Origin of the sequence: Halarchaeum nitratireducens (assembly GCF_014647155.1) — an archaeon.
GTDB lineage: Archaea > Halobacteriota > Halobacteria > Halobacteriales > Halobacteriaceae > Halarchaeum > Halarchaeum nitratireducens.
The window spans coordinates 198,394-218,142 of sequence record NZ_BMOQ01000001.1 but is presented as its reverse complement, the minus strand read 5'-3'; the positions used below and the strand labels follow the sequence as shown (position 1 = coordinate 218,142).

The window sequence follows — 19,749 nt, the reverse complement described above, 5'->3', positions numbered from 1 at the left end:
CCGCGCACGCGGACGTCAATACCGGGACGAGCGACGCGACTCGACGTGTAGCGAACGCGAAGAAGGGAACTTCGAATCGACGACCGGAGCGGCCGTCGTGGAGGGCGATCGGGCGGCGGCGGTGCGCGGCGGCGGGTACGGGCGCGGGTCTACGCGCGCTGGACGCGCCACGTGGTCGCGGAGGTGTACGACCACTTCTCGATGTCGAGGTCGATGTCCTCGGTCGAGTCGCTCAGCTTCGCCATCAGGGCGCCGATCTCCTTCGTCGAGAGCTCGACGTCGTCGGCGATGAACTTGCTCTTGAAGTAGAGCTCGCCGTCTGCCGCCTTCTCGCGCAGGTACGAGAGGAGTCGAGTTTGCTTGTCGTCCGACTCGGTCGGGGACTGCGCGGTTGCGCTCATGGCTATCCCACCCTTGGGACCGGACGACGGTATAAGGGGGGGAACGTTAGTGTGGTTTCGCGCTCTTTCCGGGGGCAAAATCGGTGCCGACGTCGTTTCACGTACCGTTCACGGATCGCTGAGATAGTTCGAGACGTTTCACGAAGCGCTTAGAATTTTTGTACTGCTTATTTCATCTCAGAAATTATATCCCCGATCACTCACCCCGCGACCGCTTCGGGGGATCGTTCGGCGGTCGTGCACCCGGTGCGGCCGACGCGCGTCAGGCGTCGCGCTCGTGTCGCCAGAACTCCTCGTCGATCGTGACCTCCTTCTTGAAGATCGGCACTTCGTCCTTGAGGCGGTCGATGCCGTCCTCGACGGCGCGGAAGGCCTCTCGGCGGTGGCCGGCGAGCACGACGACGAAGACGATGTCCTCGCTGGCCTCGATCCGGCCCGTCCGGTGATGAAGCAGCACGTCGTGGACGCCCTCGCGGGCTTCGAGGGCCGCGCGGATGTCGTCGAGTCGGGCGGCGGCGACCTCGGCGTACGTCTCGAACGACAGGGCCTCCGTCGGGGCGTCGTCGGCGTTCTCCTGCGCGCGGACGCGACCCGTGAACGTCGCGATCGCGCCGGCGAACCGTTCGTCGGCGCTACGCTTCGCGGCCGCGACGAGTGACGACAGAGACTCGTGGGGTTCGGTTTCGCGGAGGGCGGCCAGCACCGAGTCGGGATCGAGAGTCGCGGCCTCGGTGACGCGAGCGAGCGGGTCGGCGACGGACGCGTCGCCGACGGCGAGTCGGGGGAGCGCGGCGTCGGCGAAGCCGACCGTGAGCGCGAAGTCGTGATCGCGGGCGAGGTCGTCGAGGACCGCCGTGAGCGACGCGCGGGAGTCAGCGGTGGTGCGGCGGCGCCCCCCGCCGAGGCGGACGGTCGTGTGGGCGCCGTCGGCATCGCCGAGCGTCGGATCGCGACGGACGACGGCGACGGCGCCCTCGTCGGCGAACCGATCGCGGAGCGCGTCGACGACGGCCGCCGGATCGCCGCCGGACGGTGCCGCGACGTCGAGAACGTACATACGACACGGGAGGGTTGCACGCGGTTTGTCCGTTTCGACGCCCCGCCCGATCGCCGCTTGGCAACCCTTAAGGCCGCGACAGGGTTATCCGGCGATAGTATGAGAGTCGTCGTTTCCGTCGGCGGGAGCGTGCTCGCGCCCGACTTGGCGCACGAACGGGTCGAGCAGTACGCCGACGTCATCGACCAGTTGGTCGATGCGGGGTGTTCGGTCGGCGTCGTCGTCGGTGGCGGCGGCGTCGCGCGCGACTACATCAAGACCGCGCGCGACCTCGGGGCGAACGAGATCGAGCTCGACGACATCGGGATCTCGGTGACGCGGCTGAACGCGCAGCTCCTCATCGCCGCGCTCGGCGACGACGCCGCGCCCAGCCCGGCGGAGAGCTACGAGGAGGCCGGCGAGGCGATTCGGCGCGGCGACGTCGCCATCATGGGCGGCGTCACGGCCGGACAAACGACCGATGCCGTGAGCGCCGCGCTCGCCGAGTACACGAACGCCGACCTGCTCGTCTACGCGACGAGCGTCCCCGGCGTCTTCAGCGCCGACCCGAAGACCGACGACTCGGCGGAGCGTTACGATCGCATCACGCCGGGCGAGCTCGTCGACGCCATCGCCGACATCGAGATGAGCGCGGGGAGCTCCGCGCCGGTCGACCTGCTCGCCGCGAAGCTCATCGAGCGCTCGCGCGTCCGCGCGATCGTTCTCGACGGCACGGAGCCGACGGCCGTCCTCGACGCCGTCCTCCGCGGTGAACACGACGGCACCGACATCGTCCCCGACGGGAGCGAGGCGGGAATGGACTACTGGGCCGAGGGCGAATGAGCGACGACGAGTACGACCCGCACGCGACGCTCACCGGCGACGCCGTCTTCTGGGCCGACGAGGCCGCCGACGCCGTCGAGGCGCGGGGTGGAGACGACCCGCTCGTCGTCAAGGGCGGGATATCGCCCTCGGGCGTCCCGCACCTCGGGAACATGAACGAGATCATGCGGGGATACTACGTCGCCGAGGTCCTCCGCGAGCGTGGCCACGAGGTCCGCCAGCTCTTCACCGCCGACGACCGTGACCCGCTCCGCGGACTCCCCCGGAAGCTCGCCGACCTCGACGGCAAAATCGTCGACCTCGGTGACGTGAACGCGGGCGCGCTCGGACGGAACCTCGGGCATCCGTACACCGACATCCCGGACCCCTTCGGCTGCTGTGACTCTTACGGCGCGCACTTCTCGAACCTCATCGAGCGCTCCGCCGATCGCCTCGGCGTCGACGTCGAGACCGTCTCGAACACCGAACTCTACGAGAGTGGGGAGTTCGAGGCCGTCACACGCGATCTCCTCGCGAGCGCCGACGAAGCACGGGACGTCCTCGGGAAGTATCAGGACAAGGTCGACGAGTCGTACGTCCCGTTCAACCCCATCTGTGAGAACTGCGGGAAGGTGACGGAGACCGTCACCGCCATCGACGCCGAGGCGGGCACCGTCGACTACGAGTGCACGGACATGGACGCGGGCGACCAGACCATCGAGGGCTGTGGGCACGCGGGAACCGCGACCCTCCGCGAGGGCAAGCTCCCGTGGCGCTTCGAGTGGCCGGCGCAGTGGCAGGTGCTCGGCGTCGACTTCGAGCCGTTCGGGAAGGACCACGCCGAGGGGTCGTGGCCCTCCGGCTCCGACATCGCCGCGACCCTCCTCGGGATCGAGCCCCCGACGCCGATGGTCTACGAGTGGTTCACGCTCGATGGCGACCCCTTCAGTTCCTCGGCCGGGAACGTCGTCCTCGTCTCCGACGTCCTCGAGCTCGTCGAGCGGGACGTCCTGCGCTACTTCTTCACGAAGGACCCGAAGCGCGCGCGGGACTTCTCCATCGAACGTATCGACCTCCTCGTCGACGAGTTCGACCGCTTCGAGCGGCTCTACTACGGCGACGTCGAGGACGCGAGCGAGCGGGAGATCGAGCGCGCCGAGCGGATCTACCCGTTCGTCGTCGGGGACGTGCCCGACGAGCGGCCGATCCGCCTCCCGTACACGTTCGCGGCCGTCCTCGGGATGACCGAGGACCCCGCGCTCCGCGAGGAGATCGCGCGCCGCGAGGGCCACATCCCCGAGGGTGCGAGCGAGGAGGCGGTCGCGGCGGCCCTCGAACGCGTCGAACGCGCCCGCGAGTGGGCCGAGCGCACGGACAACCAGTACAACTACCGCATCGAACGCCGGACGATGCCGGCGGTCGACGTGGACGAGGAGACGGCGGCGGCGCTCGACGACCTCGCGGCCTTCATCGAGGACGAAGAACCCGACGGCGAGACCCTTCAGGGAGAGGTCTACGAGACCGCGAAGCGCCACGACATCGACATCGGCGACTTCTTCGCGACGGGCTACCGGCTCTTCTTCGACGAGGAGCAGGGCCCGAAGCTCGGGCAGTTCCTCGCTGACCTTGACCGGGAGTTCGTCGTGACGCGCCTGCGCCGCGAGAAGTAGGCGTCCCTCGGGTAGCCGGGTCCGTCGAGGCGGCGAGAGCCGCGAGACTCGGAGTGAAAAGGCGAACAGGCGACGCGCTGGCGCGCTCGCGGCTTCACCGCTCGCTCGTTCGGCGACTCCCGCTAGTCGTCGCCGCGTCCACGGAACGGCGCGTCGCCGATTTCGCTGGGCGTCCCGTAGTAGTCGTCAGATCACGGGACGACGTGGTGTCGGCTTCCGGTTTGAACGTTCGCACAGCGGTAGCTGAACGAACTACGGGGCTAGCGTCCGCGAACCGAGTGGTTCGAAGAACCCGGTAGGTTCGCAGCTCCCCGAACGCGCAGCGTTCGGGCCGACGAGCGACTAACGCGAACGTAGTGAGCGACAGGAGCGAGGAAGGCTTTTGGTGAAGCTTTTGCAGCGCGCGAGAAGCGCGCTTGCAAAAGCTTCAGATGTAGGTGAACCAGTCGTCGTGCTCGTCGGTTTTGCGGTCGACGAGGTCGAAGAACGCGGACTGGAGCTCCTCGGTGACGGGACCCCGCGTGCCCTCGCCGATGACGACGTTGTCGACCTTGCGGATGGGGGTGACTTCGGCGGCGCTGCCGGTGAAGAAGAGTTCGTCCGCGGTGTTGAGTTCGCCGCGCGAGATCGCGGTCTCGTGGACCGGGATTCCGCGCTCCTCGGCGAGGGTGATGACGGTGTCGCGGGTGATCCCGTCGAGGATGCTCTCGGAGAGCGAGGGGGTGTACAGTTCGCCGTCGCGGACCATGAAGACGTTCTCGCCGGGACCCTCGGCGACGTTCCCCTCCTTGTTGAGGACGATGGCCTCCTCGTAGCCGTTCCGGCGGGCCTCCTCGCCGGCGAGGAGGCTGTTGACGTAGAGGCCGTTCGTCTTGGCGTTCGTCGGGATCTGACTGGAGGCGTGTTTGCGCCACGAGGAGATCATGACGTCGATGCCGTTCCGGAGGGCCTCCTCGCCGAGATAGGCGCCCCACGGCCAGGCGGCGATGGCGACGTCGGTCGGACAGTCACCCGGGGAGACGCCGAGTTGGTGGTAGCCGTAGTAGGCGACGGGGCGGATGTAACAGGATTCGAGGTCGTTGCGGCGGATGACTTCGAGGGTGGCCTCGGTGAGTTCGTCCTTGGAGAAGGGGATCTCCATGTCGTAGGGCTTCGCGGAGTCGAAGAGCCGTTCGACGTGCGCGTCCCAGCGGAAGATCGCGGGGCCGTTCTCGGTGTCGTAACACCGCGCGCCCTCGAAGACGCCGGTGCCGTAGTGGAGGCCGTGCGTGAGGACGTGCGTCGTCGCGTCCTCCCAGTCGGTAAACTCGCCGTTCATCCAGATGGTGTCGAGAGAGTCGCGCTCGGCGCGCATCTGTTCGAAGCCAGGCATGGCGAAACGATGTTCGGCCGACGTAATGAACGTTCCTCGTTAGCGACGAAGCGCGTCGAGGACGTCGCGCCCCTCGACGTAGACGAACCCGTGCTCCTCGGCGTAGTCGCGGGCGTCCGCGGGCGTCCGCGCGCCGCCGGTCTCCGCGTCGAGCATCTCGCAGACGACGACGGCGGGCGGGCGCTCGGCGGCGGCCGCGAGCGCGAGGCCGAGTTCGGTGTGACCCTCGCGGTCGGCGAGCCCGTCGGGCGCACCGCGGAGGAGGTGGACGTGCCCGGGCGCGCGGAAGGTCCCGGGGAAGTCCGTGTCGTCGGGGTTCGCGGCGGCCTCGGCGAGCGCCGTGATCGTCAGCGAGCGATCGTCGTCGGTGATCCCGGTGTAGGTGTCGCGGTGATTGACGGTGAGGCTGAACGACGCGCGCTCGTCGTACGCCAGGTCCTCGTCGGTCACCGCGGGATGGTCGAGCGCGTCCGCGAGGAACGGCAGCTCGAAGGCCTCACAGACGTCGTGCGAGAGGGCGGTGCAGATCAGCCCACCGGCGTCGGTGCGCATGCGGGCGACCGCCTCGGACGCGACGTCGGCGGCGTGATAGATCAGATCGACTTCCCCTTCGCGGTCGGCGGCGTCGTGGACGAGCACCGGCTCACCGCGTGCGAGCGCGTCGACGGCGGCATCGACGGCGTCCGACGCGCCGACCGCGTTCGAGGCGTCGCCGGTCCGGGCGTCCGCCGATCGGCTTTCGGCACCCGTCTCCGGATCGCTCACGCCGTCACTGTGCGACACGGACGATCACCTCGTCACCGTCGTCGAGGCCGAGTTCGTCGCGGAGTTTGTCCGCGGCGATGAGTTCGACCTTCGTCTCGTCGTGGTGGGTTCGGTCGGGGACGATGACGTGGACGGGGTCGTAGGAGGCCCCGTCGGCTTCGAGGGTGGCCGGGTAGCACGTCGCGGAGCCGTACGTCCGCTCGTCGTCCTCCCACGCGTCGATATCGATCCCGCCGAGCGACTCCATGGCGGAGCGAGCGCGCCGTGAGGGTTCGTCGAGTTCGACGTTGAGCGTTCCCGCGAACGGCTCGTATCCGAGGCGTTCCTCGAACTGTCGGTTGTAGCCGGGGAGCGAGATGTAGTGGCGGCCCTCGCCCATCCCGCTCGTAACGCGCCCGCTGAGCGCGAGCTCGGCGGGGTCCTCGAAGACCCGTCGGTAATCCTCGTACTCGCGCTGGAGGACCCGCTCGCCGTCGTCGGTGATGGCGACCCACTGACCGTCGCTGACGACGTCTCGATCGACGTAGCCGGCCTCCTCCAGCGCTTGGAGGCGTCGGGAGGCGGTCTGCGTCGAGGCGTCGAGCCGATCGGCGAGGTCGCCACAGGAGGCCTTCACCTCGCCGTGGCGCGCGCCGTCGAGCGCGAGGAGCTTCAGCGCGGCGAGCTCGTCGTACCCGACCGCGAGCGTTGCCCGTGACATGACCCGAACTACGGGCGGCCGGAGCATAATGGTTGTGGGACGCGTCTCAGAACTGAGTTAATCGTAGAAGCCACCGCCCGGGGCGAGCGCGGGCACCCACGTCTCCTCGTCGCGTGCGAGCAGCGCGACCGACGAGGCCTCCTGGACTTTGACGACCGGGTGCTCGGGCATGTGCTCTCCGACCCGCCGCGCGAAGGACTCGACCGTCTCGGGGGACGGCATCGAGTCCCGGTCGAGGCGGCCGCGCGAGTGTCCGACGTGCATGTACGCCTTCAGCTCGACGAAGTCGGGGTCCGCGCGCCGGTAGAGCCCCGCGTACCAATCCGGGTTCGTCATGTTCTCCCCGTTCACGAGCGTCGTCCGCAGGACGGTTCGCGTCGCCTCCTTCTCGGCGAGCACGTCGAGCGTGTCGATCAGCGACTCCCACGCGTCGTCCTCCGTCGCGCCCACGACGTCGTCGAACGTCGCGCGCTCGGGGGCGTCGACCGAGACGTACAGTTGCGTGGGGTCGCACTCGCGCAGGACCTCGGGGCGCGTCCCGTTGGAGACGAGGAACGTCGTGAGCCCCCGGTCGTGAAACGCCTCTAAGAGTTCGGGGAGGTACGGATACAGGGTGGGTTCGCCGTCGAGGCTGATGGCGACGTGCTTGGGGTCGAGGGCCTCCTCGAAGCGCTCGCGGGGGACGTTCTCGTTCCCGCCGAAACCCGAGAGGAGGCGCTTCTGGAGGTCGATAGAGGCGTCGACGACCGCCTCCGGGTCGTCCCACTCGACGCCGTCGAGTTCGTACGCGTGGCCGTTGTGGTCGCGCCAGCAGAAGACGCACCGCTCGTTACAGCGTACGACGGGCGTCATCTGGATACAGCGATGGGAGCGGATGCCGTACCACGCGTGCTTGTAGCAGGTGCCCTCGCCGCGGAGGGCGTTCGCCGTCCACCCGCAGGTCTGGGCGGCCGTGTGGTTCTCGTGGTGGTAGCTCGGCGAATCCACCTGCTCGGGCATACCCACAAGCGGGTCGCGCGCGGGCAAAAGCGCGGCGGAACGCGCACCGTGCCGGCGACCGTCACCGCCTCGCGTACCTTCAACCCGCTCGCGTCCGTCGCACGGGGCATGGACGTGACCCTCGCGCGCCACGCGACGCTCGTCGTCGACCTCGACGGAACGCGCTTCCTCGTCGATCCGATGCTCTCCGAGGCCGGCGCGAACCCGCCGGTCGAGAACACCCCACGCCAGCGGCGCAATCCCCTCGTCGACCTCCCGGACGTCGATCTCGACCACGACGCGGTGCTCGTCACGCACCGCCACCAGGACCACTGGGACGCGTGGACGACGGCCGTCGACCCCGACACGCCGCTCTTTTGCAACCCAGCCGAGACCGAGGCCTTCCGGGCGGACGGGCTCACCGACGTCCGGCCGGTCGAGGACGCACAAGAGTTCGCGGGCGTCTCGATCGAGCGAACGCCCGCGCGCCACGGCCACGGGGAGGTGGCGCGAGCGATGGCCCCCGTCTGCGGGTTCGTTCTCGACGGGTCGGAGTCGCTCTACCTCACGGGCGACACCGTCTGGTACGATCCGGTCGCCGAGGTCCTCGAAGCGCGCGATCTGGACGCGGTCGTCGTGAACGCCGGCGCCGCGCAGTTCGTCGACAGCGAACCCATCACGATGGACGCGGCGGGCGTCCGGCGGGTAGTCGAGCGCGCCGACTGCCCCGTCGTCGCCGTCCACATGGGGGCGATCAACCACTGCCTGCTCGAACGCGACGACCTCCGCGAGGCGGTCCCGGAGGCCGTGATCCCCGACGACGGCGAAACCGTCTCGATCTGAGCACGGGGACGCACGGCGTTTCAGAACGCCTTTGAGCGCGCGCGCCGCAGGCCGTAGCATGTTCCTCGCACTCCGTGCGGAGGTCGAGTCCGCCCTCACCGGGGCGCTCGAGACCCTCGACCTGCCGACGGACGACCTCGGTATCGAAGAACCCCCGGAAGGCGTGGACGCCGTCGTCGCCTCCAGCGTCGCGTTCCGACTCGCGGGCGAGCTGGGCGCGCCCCCGGCGGAAGTCGCCGCTCGGATCGCCGACGCCGTCGACGCCGACGAGTACGAGTACGTCCGTGAAGTCCGCGCGCAGGGCCCCTACGTGAACGTCCTTCCGACGCCGTCATACTACGCGGACACCCTCGACGCCGGGCGCGACGACGACTACGGCGAGCTCCCCGCGACGGGGGAGGACGTCCTCGTCGAACACACCTCCGCGAACCCGACCGGGCCGGTCCACGTCGGGCGGGCGCGAAATCCCATCGTCGGCGACGCCGTCGCGCGCCTCCTCGACTACGCCGGCCACGACGTCACCACCGAGTACTACGTGAACGACGCCGGGCGCCAGATGGCGGTCTTCACGTGGGCCTACGAGACGTTCGACGAGGACGACCTCGACTCGGAACCGGAGCGCGGACGCGTCGAGTACGACCTCGTGCGATACTACCGGAAGGGCAACGCCTACCTCGAAGAGGCCCACCCCGACGCCGTCGAGGCGGCCGAGGACGAGATCCAATCGATCCTCCAAGGGCTCGAAGAGGGCGACGAGGAGACCTACGAGCGCGTCCAGCGCGTCGTCGATCAGGTCCTCGGCGGGATGCGAGAGTGTCTGCTCCGGCTCCCCGCCGAGTTCGACGAGTTCGTAAAGGAGACGTCGTTCATGCGCGACGGCGGTACGAAAGAACTCGCCGAGCGCCTGCAGGAGACCGACGAGGCCGTCATCGAGGACGGCGCGTGGCAGCTCGACCTCTCCGAGTGGGGATACGAGAAGAAGCTCGTCTTCCTCCGTTCGGACGGGACGAGCCTCTACACGACGCGCGACCTCGCCCACCACGAGTGGAAGTTCGACGCGTACGACCGCTCGGTCACCGTCCTCGGCGAGGACCACAAGCTCCAGGCCGGCCAGCTGCAGGCCGCTCTCGAGCTCCTCGGGAACGACACCGACCAGCTGGAGAACGTCATCTACTCCTACGTCAACCTCCCCGAGGGGAAGATGAGCACCCGTCGCGGCACCGGGATCGACCTCGACGACCTGCTCGACGAGGCCATCCAGCGCGCTCGGGAGGAGGTCGAGAAACGCCTCGACGACCGCATCCGGGAGGACGACATCGACGCCGACGACGTCGAGCGGATCGCCGAGCAGGTGGGCGTCGGCGCCGTCCGGTACGACATCGTCTCCAAACAACCCCAGAAGGCCATCACGTTCGAGTGGGACGAGGCGCTCGACTTCGAAGCGCAGAGCGCGCCCTATATCCAGTACGCGCACGCACGTAGTTGCGGGATCCTCGACGACACCGAGACGCCCGACGAGGCGGACGCGAGCCTCCTCGAAGCCGACGCCGAGATCGAACTGCTCCGCGAGACCGCGCGCTTCCCCGGCGTCGTCGACGCCGCCGCCACGGACTTGGAGCCCCACCAGATCGCCACCTTCGCCCGCGAGTACGCCGACGCGTTCAACACCTTCTACCGCGAGTGCCCCGTGCTCGCCGACGACGTCGATCCCGCCGTTCGGAGGGCGCGCCTCGCGCTCGTGGCGAGCGCCCGCAACACGCTCGCCAACGCGCTCGACGTCCTCGGGATCGAGGCACCGCGCTCCATGTAGACCATCTTTTTCCCGCTCGAGTTCGCGCGAGGCGCGAACTGCTCATGGCAAAAACATGGGTGAAAAAGCCCGCGAGCCTCCGGCTCGCGGCGAATCACGCTCACTACCGGGTCCTTCGGACCGCTCGTTCGCGCGAATACTGGCGTTCAGTACGCACACGCACCTAACAGATGTTCGACGCCGACAGCCGTCGAACGGAACGCCAGGGCTAGCGTCCGGCGACCGAGCGTTAACGAGACGACTCCGTCGTCTCGTTCGCCAACCAGAAATCCTCGATTTCTGGTGACGGCTCGAAGTCCGCGCGAACGAAGTAAGTGCGGGCAAGCGGGACCTTTGGTCTCGCCCAGAACCCGGTCGGTCGCCGGTTCACTCGCGCCGACAGGCGCGAGGCCGAGGTACCCCCAAAGGGGGTGACGATGGCTTTTGGCCGAGCTTTTGCCAGCGTCGGCTTCGCCGACGCGCAGCAAAAGGTCGTTTTACACGCCGGTGGAGTAGCGCAGCAGGCCGGCGATCCCGCCGAAAGCGTTGAGGAGCTGATCACCCTTCTCGAAGTCCGTGCTGATGAACGTCGTCTCGGTACCGCGCTGGTCGGCGATGTTCATCAGGTGATCGATGATGTCCTCGCGCTCGCCGTCTTCCACCGTCACACCGCACTCGGAACAGTCGTGGACGGGGATCTCCTCCGTTCGGCGATCGATGACCTCGCGTTCCTCGTGGCCGTTCTCACACTCGTAGGTGACGACGTCCTGCCGGAGGTCCTCGCTCAGGAGGAGTTCGTCGACGGACCCCATCACGAGGTTGCGACGGGTCGCCTCGAAGCCGTAGGTGGCGAGATCGCCGTCGTGGAGTTCCTTGAAGAACGATTCCATCGCGTTCTTGTCCTCCATGAGCGCCGCCTCGGCGAGCGCGGCCGAGCCCGCGTCGACGAGGTCGTAGAGGCCGGACTCGTCGGTGTACGAGACGTCGAACTTCCCGAGGACCTTGTCCTGAATCTCGTGATGGAGGTAGTCGCCGTCGAGGAACTCGTCCTTCGTCGGGGAGGGGCCGCCGACGAGGACGCCGTCGAGTTCGTGGCGCCGGTCGACGAAGAGGTCGTTCGCCATCTCGGCGACCTCCTGATAGAAGTTGTCGATGGCCTCGAGGCGGAGGCGGGCGAAACGCTGGGCGGACTGCCCCCCTTTGCGCTGCTTACCGGGGACGAGCGAGGAGGCGGACTTCACGGGCTCGACCCGTTTCCCCTTCAGCCACCCGACGTTCGCCTCGCGGCGATCGAGGACGATGAGCCCGTAGAGGCCCTTGTCCGCGAACATGTTCTTGAGGGGCTCCGTCAGAAAGGCGCTGTCGCAGTGGTAGCGGAAGGACTGGACGGGCTCCGGCGGCGACTCGAGGACTTCGGTCACCATGTCCGTCTGGCCGCCCCCGACGTCGATCGACCCCGAGAAGAGCACCATCCCGTTCTCCGGGGGGAACGTATCGTAGTAGCGCAGGCGGTCCTTGATGGAGGTCAGGGCGTCCTGCACCGCCGTACGCGTCTGCTTCGACTTGATGTTCGACGCCTCCGAGTGCTCTTGGGTGACGTGGGCGACCACGTCCGAGACCTGCTTGTCCTCGGGGACGTAGATGGAGACGAGTTGCGTCCCGCTCCCGGAGTAGTCCTGGAGCTTCTCGATGACCTTCCGGAACTCGTACTTCCGGCGGTCCTCGGACGCTTGCTCGCCCTGCTGCTCGCTCATTACGCGGTACTAGGGGAACGTATCGGTAAGTACCCTGCGACCCGCGACTTTTTGCCGCGGGCGCGTTCCGCGCACCCGGGAACGCCGTCCGGATCTAGAAGTGCATGCCGTCGGAGTTCGGGCTTCCTTCACCGCGGCCGCCGCGTCCGCCCTCGTTCCGGTCGACGCCCATGTAGCTCTCGGCCTGACCGGTCGTCCAGTCCGAACCGGAGTCGTCGGAGAAACGGACGGTGACGTCGGTGACGGCCTCGAAGTCGGCGGCGAGGTCGGTCTTGATCCGGTGGGCGGTCCGGGGGCTGATACCGCACCCGGAGCACGCGCCCCCGAGTTCGATGACGACTTCGCCGGACTCCCGATCGGCCTTCCGGACGGCGGACTCGCCGCCGTGCATCTGGATGATCGGCATCTGGGCCGCGAGCCACCGCTCGACGCGCCCGTGAAAGCCCTCGCCGTCCGTTTCGCTGGCCTCGCTCATAGTATGAGTTACGTCCGCACGCGTGAAAGCGTTCGGGTTCCGGTGCGCGCGCCGCGTCGTACCCACCCACACCTCGCGTCGTCTGTTCTCGGCGACGGCGAGATGAGTTCGCGCAGTCACGTGCGGCTCAGCGCGGCATCGACGCCGGGAGATCGAGACCCGCGTCGGACGAGGAGACCGTCGTCGCCCCCGATGGCGTCGATTTCGTCGAGCGCAATGAGGACGGTCCCACCGAGCTGGTCGAGCTCGCGCCAGCGCATGTTGTAAAGGTCCTGTGGCGCGTGTCCGGTCGCGGATACCTGATCGTGCGGGCCACGAAGCGCGTTCAACAGCGCGATGAGCGCTTGGTACGACGTCGTCGAGTACTGGCGGTTGACGAGGAGCGTCGTGACCTCCGAGTCGACGCTCGGATCCTCGTCGACTTCGGTTTCGAGGACTTCGAGGAGGTATTTCGTGACGGCGGTCTTCCCGACGCCGGTCTTCCCGTAGATGAAGACGTCGTCCGGGTGTGCACCGTGGCGGGTGGGGTTGAGCGCGCGCGTACGCTTGGATCTCGTCGTCCCGTTCGAGGATCTCGTCGGGTTCGTAATCCTCCTTCAGGACGTCCCGATTCCGGAAGATAGTCTGTGTCGTGAGACACACCAAAAGTCGTTAGTTGTCGGTGGTGGGCGAACAGCACACGGTGGGCGGCGTCGTGACATCTCGACTGAGAGCTTACGACGCCCCGTGTGTGGGTGCCCCGGTCAGCCGTCGAAGAGTAGCGACGACGGCAAACCGCGTCGACGACGGTGGCACGGCCACGACACCGTCGAACAGACGACGGAGGGTGTGTCTCACGCCGCACGGTCCGCATCGGGTGATCCACACCGGACGGACCGCGTCGTCTCGCCCATCTCGTGGGGTTCCGAGACGCGTCGGCCGACCCGTTGGGTATCGCGCACGGGTGACCTCGGGCTTTCGAAGCGCCGAGAACAGGCGACGCGAGGTGTGTGGGGATTAGTGGATCTGCGAGCGATCGCCGGTACCGCCGGTGATTGCGGAGGCGATCGCGCCGTCGAGGACGACGTCGTCACCGAGGTTCGTGAGGCGGAGGTCGGGAACGTTGTTGAACACCGTCTCGTCGAGACGCTCGCGGACGGGTTCGAGGACGAGGCCGGGGTTGTTGAGCGCGACGGCGCCGCCGACGTAGACGACGAGCGGCGCGTACGCCTGCGCGAGGTTCGTGATGCCCAGCGTGTTCCAGTCCGCGATCCGACCGACGACGTCGTTCGCGAAGTCGTCGCTCTCGGCGTGTTCGAAGACGTCCTTCGCGGAGAACGAGTCGGATTCGACCGGCAGCGCGGTGTCGGCGTCGCGTTCCTCGGCGAGTTGTTTCGCGTAGCGCGGGATGTTGTTCCCGGAGCAGTAGGCCTCCCAGTGGCCGTCGCGTCCGCAACCACAGGTGCGGCGTCCGTCGGGGTCGACCGCCATGTGGCCGACCTCGCCGGCGTTGCCGTCCCAGCCGGTGAGGACGTTGCCGTCGACGGCGACGCCCGCGCCGATCCCCGAGGAGATGGTGAGGTAGACCATGTCGTCGGGGTTGCGGTCGCTGTGGAAGCGCTCGCCGATGACGCCGGCGATGGTGTCGTTGTGGAGGTAGACGCGCTCCGAGTCGACGAGCTCGCGGACGGGGCCGACGAGGGGGATACGGCCGATCCCCTCGGGGAGGTTCGCCGGGTTGTCTATCGCGCCGTCGGCGAGGTCGAGCGGGCCGATGCTCCCGATCCCGGCCGCGGCCACCTGCGTCGGATCGACGCCGGCGTTCGCGCACGCGGTCCGGATCGCGGCGAGGACGGCCTCGGTGACGGCGATGCCGGACGGGCCGCGCGGGGTCCCGCGGCGGTCGGTGCCGAGCACGACTGCCTCCTCGTCCGCGACCGCGGCGCGGAGGTTCGTCGCGCCGAGATCGACGCCCACGTAGTACGCCATCTGCCCGGTAGTGGCCGCCCCGGCGACTTAACTGCACAGATTTCACTACGGAGTGACGAGCGGGGCCGACGTATCGCGGAAGGAACGAAGGAAAAACGGAGGGAGGTCGGCGGGCGCGCTCGCCGTTCGGGTCGACGCGACGCCGCTACTCGCCGCGGACGAAGGTGACGGGACAGGGCGCGGAGAGCATGACCTCCTGGGCCGTCGAGCCGAAGACCGCCTTCCCGGTCGGCGAGCGCTTCCGGCCGCCGACGATGACGAGGTCGGCGTCCTCGGTCTCGGCGAGGTCGACGATGCGTTCGCCGTGAGTCCCGATCTCGCCGCGGATGGTGTAGTCGACCTCGGCCTCGTCGAGGGCCGCCGAGAGCTGTCGGATCGTCGCGTGGCGCCGCGAGACCTCGTCCACGGAGACGTCACCGCCGGCCTCGACGCCGAGGTTGTCGAGCGTCGACTCGTACTCCTCCTCGGTGAAGACGTGCGCCAACACGACCTCGGCGTCGGTCGGGACGGCGATGTCGATGAGCGTTTCGGCGAGGGCCTCGGCGCGGTCGGCGTCGCCGGGTCCGACGGCGAGCAGGATCTTCTCGATAGCCATGTCCGTCACAAGCCGCGGGGGGCCCTTAAAATATATACTCGCGGGAGGCGATCGACGGCGTATGTCGGCACTCGACCTGACCGGGCGGACCGCGCTCGTCACGGGGAGCGCGACAGGCGTCGGCCGCGGGATCGCGCTCTCGCTCGCCGAGGCGGGCGCGGCCGTCGCGGTCCACTACCACAGCAGCGAGGCGGAAGCGACGGCGACCGCCGCGGAGGCCCGTGAGCGCGGCGCACCCGACGCGACGGCCGTGCGGGCGGACGTCACCGACCGCGACAGCGTCGACGCGGCCGTCGAGGCGGTCGAGGCCGACCTCGGGACGGTCGACGTCCTCGTGAACAACGTCGGGGACTTCGAGCCGACGCACTGGGCCGAGCAGTCGGTCGACGACTGGCGGCGCGTCCACGAGACGAACCTCGTCGGGACGATGCTCTGCGCGCGCCGCGCGCTCCCCGGGATGCGCGAGCAGGAGTGGGGCCGGATCGTCAACGTCGGCTACGCCTCGGCCGACAGGGGGCTCGTCGCCGCGAAGAACTTCCCGTACTTCGCCGCGAAGGCCGGCGTCTTGATGTTCACGCGGATGCTCGCCGCCGAGACGCAGGACGACGGCGTGACGGTGAACGCCGTCTCGCCCTACGTCGTCGAGACGAGCGACGAGTTCCCGGCGGACGCCCCGCGGGGTCGCTGGGCGACGGTCGACGACATCGCGCACGTCGTCCGCTTTTTCTGCGCGGCGGAGAGCGGGTACGTCTCCGGGGAGAACGTGGAGGTGGACGGCGGCTGGCTCCCCGAGGACGTCTAATCAGCTCCCCTCCAGCGCGTCGAGCACGCACGCGGCGGCGACGACGGCCTCCTTCGGAACGTCGCTCGCGTCGCCGATCGTGACGGTGTACGCATCGCGGAGGGAGAACTGCCCCGAGATGTCGCCGACGTGATTCCCCTCGGGGTCCGCGATCTCGTACTTGTGGGGGATGAGGCCGGCCGCGCCGACGAAGTGGCGCAGGACTTCGAGGAGTTTGTTCTTCGAGGAGATGGTGGCGAGCGCCGCGCCCGTGTCGGGGTCGCGGACGGTCCAGTTCTCGGCGAACCACGACCAGTCCTCGTCGAGGACGACGACCTCCGCCCCGGTGGCGTCGTCGACGATGGCGTAGTTGCCCGCGACGTCGAGGATCCCGCCGGCCTTCACGGTGAAGGCGTCCTCGCCGTCGCCGTTCACGAACGGGAACTGCTCTTTGAGTTTGAACAGCTTCTGCTTGCCGCGGAGGACGACCTCGCCCGCGGAGTCGCGGACCGCGTACTTGTTCCGGACGAGCGACTGGACGACCTCGTAGCGGTCGTCGTCGAGTTCGACGGTAGAGATGTCGTAGTCGTCGGTCACGCCGTCGCGTGCGCGGTCGGCGCTGAAAAAAGACCCGGGTCGATCATCGGACGCCGCGCTGGGGTGGGCCGAGGCGTCGACCGGCGCGAGATGGCCTGATCCGGTCGTTTCTCGTGGGGAGTGATCCGGTTAAGTGCGTTCGGCGCTAGGGTCCTCCCAACGAATGACGGCGAGTCACCACGCGGAACGCGGCGACGAGACGGCGGGTGAGCGCGATGAGTGAGGACTACATCACCGTCCGCGGGGCGGAGGAGCACAACCTGAAGGACCTCGACGTCGAGATCCCGCGCGAGGAGTTCACGGTCGTCACCGGCCTCTCCGGGTCGGGGAAGTCCTCGCTCGCGTTCGAGACGATCTACGCCGAGGGACAACGGCGGTACATCGAGTCCCTCTCCGCGTACGCCCGGAACTTCCTCGGGCAGATGGACAAACCGCAGGTCGAGTCGGTCGAGGGACTCTCGCCCGCGATCAGCATCGACCAGAAGAACGCGGCGAACAACCCCCGATCGACCGTCGGCACGGTGACGGAGCTCCACGACTACCTGCGGCTGCTCTACGCCAGAGTGGGGACGCCGCACTGCCCGGAGTGCGGGCGCGAGGTCGGCGAGCAGTCCGCCCAGCAGATGGTTCGCCGGATCATGGAGCTCCCGGAAGGGACGCGCGCGAAGCTCGCCGCGCCCGTGGTGCGCGACCAGAAGGGCGCCTTCGCAGAGCGCTTCGAGGAACTGCTCTCGGCGGGGTACGCGCGCGTCGAGGTCGACGGCGAGGCGTACGATCTGGCGACGGAGACGCCCGAGCTGGACGAGAACCTCGACCACACGATCGACGTGGTCGTCGACCGCGTGAGAGTGAGCGAGGACGCCCGTTCGCGCATCACGGATTCCGTCGAGACGGCGCTGTCGGAGGCCGACGGCGTCCTGAAGGTGATCGTCCCCGACCCCGACGAGGGCGTCGAACTCGGGGGCGCGACGGCGCGCGCGACCGGCGACCTCGCCGACGACGGCGACGATGAGCGCCTCGTCGTCGAGTTCTCCGAGGAGTTGGCGTGTACGCACTGCGGGATCGACATCTCGGAGATCGAGACGCGCAGTTTCTCGTTCAACAGCCCGCACGGCGCGTGCCCGGAGTGTGAGGGGATCGGCGAGACGAAGGAGGTCTCCGAGGACCTCGTCGTCCAGGACCCCACGAAGCCGATCAAGCACGTCTTCGAGCCGTGGAGCTACAACCGCTCGTACTACCGCAACATGCTCGACAACGTCGCCGAGCACTTCGGCGTGAGCGTCGAGACGCCGTTCGAGGAGCTCGACGAGGCGACCCAGCAGGCCTTCATCTGGGGGACCGATGAGGAAGTCGTCTTCGAGAAGCAGACGAAGAACGGCGTGCGGCGCAAGACCGAGCGGTTCGAGGGCGTGGTGCCGAACCTCGAACGCCGGTACGTCGAGACGGATTCGGACCGCGTGCGCGAGCACATCGAGGACTTCATGAGCGTCACGGCGTGTCCGGCGTGCGACGGCACGCGCCTGAAGCCCTCCTCGCGGGCCGTGCTCGTCGATGGCACGTCGATCACCGAGGTGAATCAGTTGAGCATCGCCGACGCCCTCGCGCACTTCGAGGGCGTGGAGGGGAGCTTCTCGGAGCGCGAGCGGAAGATCGCCGAGGAGATCCTGAAGGAGATCCGCGCGCGCCTCGGCTTCATGACCGAGGTGGGATTGGACTACCTCACGCTCGATCGGGAGGCCTCGACGCTCTCCGGTGGCGAGTCCCAGCGCATCCGCCTCGCGACGCAGATCGGATCGGGGCTCGTGGGCGTGCTCTACGTGCTCGACGAGCCCTCCATCGGCCTCCACCAGCGCGACAACGACCGCCTGCTGAACACCTTAGAGGAGCTGCGCGACCTCGGGAACACCCTGCTCGTCGTCGAGCACGACGAGGAGACGATGCGTCGCGCGGACGAGATCGTCGACATGGGCCCCGGGCCCGGCCGACACGGCGGCGAGGTCGTCGCGCAGGGCACCTACGAGGAGATCCTCGGGAGCGAGGAGTCGATCACCGCGGACTACCTCGCGGGCCGAAAGCGGATCCCGGTCCCCGAGGAGCGCCGCGACTGGGACGAGTCGCTGACGGTTCGCGGCGCGCGCCAGCACAACCTCAAGGATCTCGACGTCGACATTCCGGTGGGCGCGTTCACCGCGATCACGGGCGTCTCGGGCTCCGGGAAGTCGACGCTGATGCACGACGTCCTCTACGAGGGGCTCGCCCGGGCGATGAACGACAACAGCTCGGTGAACCCCGGCGAGCACGACGGCATCGAGGGCACCGAGCACGTCGAGACCGTCCGGCTCATCGATCAGTCGCCCATCGGCCGGACGCCGCGGAGCAATCCGGCGACCTACACGGGCGTCTTCGACTACGTCCGCGAGAAGTTCGCGGAGACGAAGCTCGCCAAGCAGCGCGGCTACGACAAGGGCCGCTTCAGCTTCAACGTGAAGGGCGGGCGCTGCGAGGAGTGCGGCGGGCAGGGCACCGTGAAGATCGAGATGAACTTCCTCTCGGACGTCCACGTCCCCTGCGAGGAGTGCGGGGGAGAGCGGTACAACGACGAGACGCTCGACGTGACGTACAAGGGCGCGACGATCGCGGACGTCCTCGACATGAGCGTCGAGGAGGCCCTCGACTTCTTCGAGGCCGACTCGCGGCTCGCCCGCCGGCTCCAGCTGCTGAGCGACGTCGGCCTCGACTACATGCGCCTCGGCCAGCCCTCGACGACCCTCTCCGGCGGTGAGGCCCAGCGCGTGAAGCTCGCGGAGGAGCTCGGGAAGAAGGCGACGGGCGACACGCTCTACCTCCTCGACGAGCCGACGACGGGGCTCCACTCCGAGGACGAGCGCAAGCTCGTCGACGTCCTCCAGCGGCTGACGGACAGGGGGAACAGCGTGGTCGTCATCGAGCACGAGCTCGACCTCGTGAAGAACGCCGACCACGTGATCGACCTCGGGCCGGAGGGCGGCGAGGCCGGCGGGGAGATCGTCGCCACCGGGACGCCCGAGGAGCTCGCCGAGGTCGAGGCGAGCTACACCGGCCGGTATCTCCGCGATAAGCTCCCGGCCGTCGACATCGACGGACCGCGGAGCGACCGGGAGAAGCCCGATGCACCCGCGCCCGCGCAGGACGACTGAAGGGAGCGGGCGCGCCGTCGGACGGCC

18 protein-coding genes are annotated in these 19,749 nt (G+C 68.5%); 6 read left to right on the top strand and 12 right to left on the bottom strand.

The features are described 5' to 3' along the window. Nucleotides 1-149: 149 nt before the first annotated feature. Complete coding sequence (locus IEX91_RS01100; RefSeq protein WP_188876555.1) at nt 150-401, bottom strand: DUF7123 family protein; 252 nt, start codon at nt 399-401, stop codon at nt 150-152. Nucleotides 402-663: 262 nt separating this feature from the next. Beyond that, on the bottom strand, nt 664-1,458 hold the full coding sequence (locus IEX91_RS01095; protein WP_188876553.1) for a molybdopterin synthase: 795 nt from the start codon (nt 1,456-1,458) through the stop codon (nt 664-666). A gap of 99 nt (nt 1,459-1,557) precedes the next feature. Here IEX91_RS01095 and pyrH point away from each other — a divergent pair, with 99 nt between their 5' ends. Both pyrH and lysS read left to right on the top strand, forming a co-directional pair. Beyond that, nucleotides 1,558-2,280: a UMP kinase gene (gene pyrH, locus IEX91_RS01090; RefSeq protein ID WP_188876550.1), complete on the top strand. Its 723-nt coding sequence runs from the start codon at nt 1,558-1,560 to the stop codon at nt 2,278-2,280. Continuing rightward, nucleotides 2,277-3,929 (top strand): lysine--tRNA ligase, encoded by a 1,653-nt coding sequence (lysS, locus tag IEX91_RS01085; protein WP_188876549.1) that lies wholly within the window; start codon nt 2,277-2,279, stop codon nt 3,927-3,929. The genes pyrH and lysS overlap by 4 nt, the downstream gene beginning before the upstream one ends. A gap of 427 nt (nt 3,930-4,356) precedes the next feature. On the opposite strand, the gene IEX91_RS01080 is transcribed toward lysS, so the two are convergent. From IEX91_RS01080 to twy1, 4 genes are read right to left on the bottom strand one after another with little or no spacing between them, the layout of a single operon-like run. Beyond that, a complete protein-coding gene (locus tag IEX91_RS01080) occupies nt 4,357-5,301 on the bottom strand; it encodes a branched-chain amino acid transaminase (RefSeq protein ID WP_211087063.1) in 945 nt (314 codons plus the stop codon). Nucleotides 5,302-5,340: 39 nt separating this feature from the next. Then, a complete protein-coding gene (gene ribB, locus IEX91_RS01075; RefSeq protein WP_188876547.1) occupies nt 5,341-6,084 on the bottom strand; it encodes a 3,4-dihydroxy-2-butanone-4-phosphate synthase in 744 nt (247 codons plus the stop codon). Next, nucleotides 6,071-6,766, bottom strand: a complete 696-nt coding sequence (locus IEX91_RS01070) for a DUF120 domain-containing protein (protein ID WP_188876545.1) — start codon at nt 6,764-6,766, stop codon at nt 6,071-6,073. Before IEX91_RS01070 ends, ribB begins: the two co-directional genes overlap by 14 nt. A gap of 57 nt (nt 6,767-6,823) precedes the next feature. Continuing rightward, nucleotides 6,824-7,765, bottom strand: a complete 942-nt coding sequence (gene twy1 / locus IEX91_RS01065) for a 4-demethylwyosine synthase TYW1 (protein WP_188876543.1) — start codon at nt 7,763-7,765, stop codon at nt 6,824-6,826. A gap of 108 nt (nt 7,766-7,873) precedes the next feature. Here twy1 and IEX91_RS01060 point away from each other — a divergent pair, with 108 nt between their 5' ends. Continuing rightward, the gene (locus IEX91_RS01060; protein WP_188876541.1) at nt 7,874-8,587 is read left to right on the top strand and encodes an MBL fold metallo-hydrolase; all 714 of its coding nucleotides are present in this window, start codon (nt 7,874-7,876) and stop codon (nt 8,585-8,587) included. A gap of 58 nt (nt 8,588-8,645) precedes the next feature. Beyond that, entirely contained in the window at nt 8,646-10,397 is a 1,752-nt protein-coding gene (gene argS, locus IEX91_RS01055; RefSeq protein WP_188876539.1) for an arginine--tRNA ligase, read from the top strand. A 476-nt stretch (nt 10,398-10,873) separates the two neighbouring features. On the opposite strand, the gene prf1 is transcribed toward argS, so the two are convergent. The 5 genes from prf1 to IEX91_RS01030 form a co-directional block, all read right to left on the bottom strand. Then, a complete protein-coding gene (gene prf1 / locus IEX91_RS01050) occupies nt 10,874-12,130 on the bottom strand; it encodes a peptide chain release factor aRF-1 (RefSeq protein WP_188876537.1) in 1,257 nt (418 codons plus the stop codon). 94 nt (nt 12,131-12,224) lie between these two features. Further along, on the bottom strand, nt 12,225-12,605 hold the full coding sequence (locus tag IEX91_RS01045; protein ID WP_188876535.1) for a NifU family protein: 381 nt from the start codon (nt 12,603-12,605) through the stop codon (nt 12,225-12,227). A 116-nt stretch (nt 12,606-12,721) separates the two neighbouring features. Then, nucleotides 12,722-13,096, bottom strand: a complete 375-nt coding sequence (locus IEX91_RS01040; protein ID WP_229772763.1) for an AAA family ATPase — start codon at nt 13,094-13,096, stop codon at nt 12,722-12,724. A 505-nt stretch (nt 13,097-13,601) separates the two neighbouring features. Beyond that, nucleotides 13,602-14,573, bottom strand: a complete 972-nt coding sequence (locus IEX91_RS01035) for an ROK family protein (protein ID WP_188876533.1) — start codon at nt 14,571-14,573, stop codon at nt 13,602-13,604. A 145-nt stretch (nt 14,574-14,718) separates the two neighbouring features. Then, entirely contained in the window at nt 14,719-15,168 is a 450-nt protein-coding gene (locus tag IEX91_RS01030) for a universal stress protein (RefSeq protein WP_188876531.1), read from the bottom strand. Nucleotides 15,169-15,229: 61 nt separating this feature from the next. Here IEX91_RS01030 and IEX91_RS01025 point away from each other — a divergent pair, with 61 nt between their 5' ends. Beyond that, the gene (locus IEX91_RS01025; RefSeq protein ID WP_188876529.1) at nt 15,230-15,970 is read left to right on the top strand and encodes an SDR family NAD(P)-dependent oxidoreductase; all 741 of its coding nucleotides are present in this window, start codon (nt 15,230-15,232) and stop codon (nt 15,968-15,970) included. Here IEX91_RS01025 and IEX91_RS01020 read toward each other — a convergent pair whose 3' ends face one another. Next, nucleotides 15,971-16,546 carry an LURP-one-related/scramblase family protein gene (locus IEX91_RS01020; protein WP_188876527.1) on the bottom strand — a complete coding sequence of 192 codons (576 nt, stop codon included), beginning with the start codon at nt 16,544-16,546 and terminating at the stop codon, nt 15,971-15,973. Nucleotides 16,547-16,761: 215 nt separating this feature from the next. Between IEX91_RS01020 and uvrA the strand changes: the two genes are divergently transcribed. Continuing rightward, nucleotides 16,762-19,722: an excinuclease ABC subunit UvrA gene (gene uvrA, locus IEX91_RS01015; RefSeq protein WP_188876524.1), complete on the top strand. Its 2,961-nt coding sequence runs from the start codon at nt 16,762-16,764 to the stop codon at nt 19,720-19,722. The last annotated feature ends 27 nt before the right edge of the window (nt 19,723-19,749 follow it).